2 protein-coding genes are annotated in these 3,156 nt (G+C 65.0%); both read left to right on the top strand.

The annotated features are described in order from the left end of the window. Positions 1–2,421, top strand: a 2,421-nt coding sequence (locus BM438_RS44350) for a YadA family autotransporter adhesin (RefSeq protein WP_208620845.1), incomplete at its 5' end; no start/stop codon positions are given. Between the two features lie 81 nt (positions 2,422–2,502). Next, positions 2,503–3,156, top strand: a 654-nt coding sequence (locus BM438_RS44345) for an OmpA family protein (protein WP_093647885.1), incomplete at its 3' end; no start/stop codon positions are given.

Genomic DNA, 3,156 nt, shown 5'->3' with positions numbered 1-3,156 from the left:
AGCGCCACGGACGCCGTAGCGCTTGGCGCCGGGGCCAACTCGACGTTCGCAAATAGCGTGGCGCTGGGCAGCGCATCGACGACAGCCGCGGCGGTGGTGACGCCGGGTGTCACCATCAACGGCACGGCCTACACGTACGCCGGGACTGCCCCGACGAGCACGGTGAGCGTGGGCAGCGTGGGTAACGAGCGCACGGTGACCAACGTGGCGGCAGGCCGGGTGAGCGCGACCAGTACCGACGCGGTGAACGGCTCGCAGCTGTATGCGACCGATCAGGCAGTCAGCAGTCTGTCCACGACGATCACCGCCAACAAGACGCATTACTACAGCGTCAACGACGGCGGTACACAGGGCGCCAACTACGCCGACGACGGCGCCACCGGCACCAACGCGCTTGCGGCAGGTGTGGCCGCCACCGCAGCCGGCGCCAACAGCACGGCACTGGGTCAGGGCGCGGTGGCCAATAACGCCAATGCCGTAGCGCTGGGCAGTGGTTCGACCACGGCTGCGGCAGTGGCAACGACCGGCGACACGATCAACGGCACGGCCTACACCTACGCGGGGACCGCCCCGACGAGCACGGTGAGCGTGGGCAGTGCAGGCAACGAGCGCACGGTGACGAATGTGGCGGCAGGCCGGGTGAATGCGACCAGTACTGACGCAGTGAACGGCTCGCAGCTCTATGCGACGGATCAGGCGGTCGGCAGCCTCGCCAGCGTAGTGACGGCCAGCAAGACGCACTACTACAGCGTCAACGATGGCGGCACGCAGGGTGGCAACTACAACAACGATGGCGCCACCGGCGCCAATGCGTTGGCGGCGGGCGTGGGGGCGACGGCAAGCGGCGTGAGCAGCTTCGCCGGCGGCAACGGTGCCTCCGCACAGGCGGACAACGCGCTTGCGCTGGGCGCTCTGTCGAGCGCCTCGGTGGCCGGCGGGGTCGCGATCGGCTCGGGATCGGTGTCCAATCGCGCGGTTCTATCCGGTATCGGTTCAATTGCGAACGGCACCCATGCGATTCCCTTCAACACGTCGGATCAAACGCTGCTCGGCGCAGTCTCTTTCGGCAGCGCGGCCGGCAACACGTATCGCCAGTTGACCAACGTCGCGGATGGCACGCAGGCACAGGACGCCGTCACGATCAGACAGCTTGCGGGCGCGCTATCGTCGTTTGCCGTTTCCGGTCAAATGTACTTTCATGCGAATTCGACGGCGGCTGATTCGCTCGCGGTCGGCGCGCAGTCGATTGCGGTCGGACCGACGACGGTGGTCAACGGTGACAACGGCGTGGGCATCGGCAACGGCGCCATTGTCGACGCGACGGCGCCAGGCGGCGTCGCGATCGGAGAAAGCTCGAACGCGGCACAGGCCGACGCGATTGCGCTCGGCAGCGGTTCCATCGCAAGCGGCGCGCAGTCGATCGCACAAGGGGCGAACGCGAAGGCCGCGAATGCAGGCGGCATTGCTATCGGTTCGGGGGCCCAAAGCAGCGCCATCGATGCGGTCGCGATGGGTTCAGGCGCGAGCGCGTCGATGGCAAACAGCGTTGCGCTGGGCGCGGGATCGGTGACGACGGTTGGCGCGTTGAGCAACTACATTGCGTACGGACTGGGCAGTCCGCAGTCGTCGGCGGGCGAGGTCAATATCGGCAATCGGCAGATCACCGGTGTGGCAGCCGGCAAGGCCGGCACCGATGCGGTCAACGTAAGCCAGCTTGCCGCAGTCACCACGCAGTTGACCACGCTGATCAATAATCAAAACGGCGGCGGCGGCGGCGGCGGCGGCGGCGGCGGCGGCGGTGCCCCCTTCTCGTCCACTCCGGGTTCTTCGCCCGCGTCCACGGGGGCGAATTCTTCGGCGGGCGGGCAGGGCTCGGTAGCTTCCGGCTCGAATAGCACGGCGGTCGGCAACAGTTCGCAAGCCAGCGCGAATGGCGCCACTGCGGTTGGCGTCGGCGCGGCCGCGAGCGGGAATAACTCGGTGGCGCTGGGTTCCAACAGCACGGACGGAGGCCGAAGCAACGTGGTATCCGTCGGCTCACTTAACGATACGCGGCAGGTGGCAAATGTGGCTGCGGGAACGCAGGGGACCGATGCAGTCAACGTGGACCAGCTCAATGCCGGGCTCGCACAGGCCAACGCCTATACCGATCAACGGGTGGACCAACTGCAGTCGGGAATCAACTCCGTCGCGCGCAATGCCTATTCCGGCATCGCCGCAGCGACGGCATTGACGATGATTCCAGAAGTCGACAAGGACAAGACGTTGTCATTTGGCGTCGGCACGGCGGGCTTCCGAGGCTATCAGGCCGTCGCGCTCGGCGGAACCGCTCGTATCACCGAGAACATCAAGATGAAAGCAGGCGTCGGTATGAGCCCCGGCGGCACAACCTTCGGGATGGGTGCGGCCATGCAATGGTAGAGCGCAGACGCCTTCGCTCAAGTGCGGACAACGTGATCGTGCGTCGAACCGGACGTACGAAAAAATAGTATGGAGAACACAATGAAGCAGCTTTCTGGATGGAGTTTGTCGCTGAGCCTGGTTTTTCTTGCGGGATGTTCGAGTGCTTCCGGGCCGACGTTTAACGCATATACGGTTACGGCCGCGGACGGTTCGCGGCTTCATCAGGTCGAATGTCACGGGATCTTCGAAGGACCTGCTACCTGTATGAAGGTGGCCCAACGGATATGTCAGGGAGAGCCGGTTCGCCCGGTGCAGAAAGTCGGACGCCTCCTGCCGGATAATGACGAATCCGATGTCACGCGGCGGCTGACCTTCGCGTGTGGTGGCGCGCCGGATACCCCAGCAGCGGCGGCCACGCAGCCGGCCGCACCTGTGGCGCAAACGGTTGATCAGTTCGTGTTGCAAACCGACACCCTGTTTGCTTTCGGCCAGTCCAGTCTGGCTTCGATTTCGCCGGGCGGCGCGGCCAACCTCGCGCAGGTCATCGCGCGGATCAAGCAGCGAAGGGGTGTTCAGTCCATTTCGGTCGTAGGCCATACCGACCGCCTCGGGCCGGATGCGGTCAACCAGTCGTTGTCACTGGCCCGTGCGGAGACGATAAGGGAATACATGATCAATCATGGGCTTGACGGTGAGGTGATTCATGCGACGGGAGTGGGGTCCCGTGATTCAACAACCCAATGTCCGGACGGC

Origin of the sequence: Paraburkholderia aspalathi (assembly GCF_900116445.1) — a bacterium.
Taxonomy (GTDB): Bacteria; Pseudomonadota; Gammaproteobacteria; order Burkholderiales; family Burkholderiaceae; genus Paraburkholderia; species Paraburkholderia aspalathi.
The sequence above is the reverse complement of the archived record's forward strand: the minus strand, read 5'-3'. Positions and strand labels throughout refer to the sequence as shown.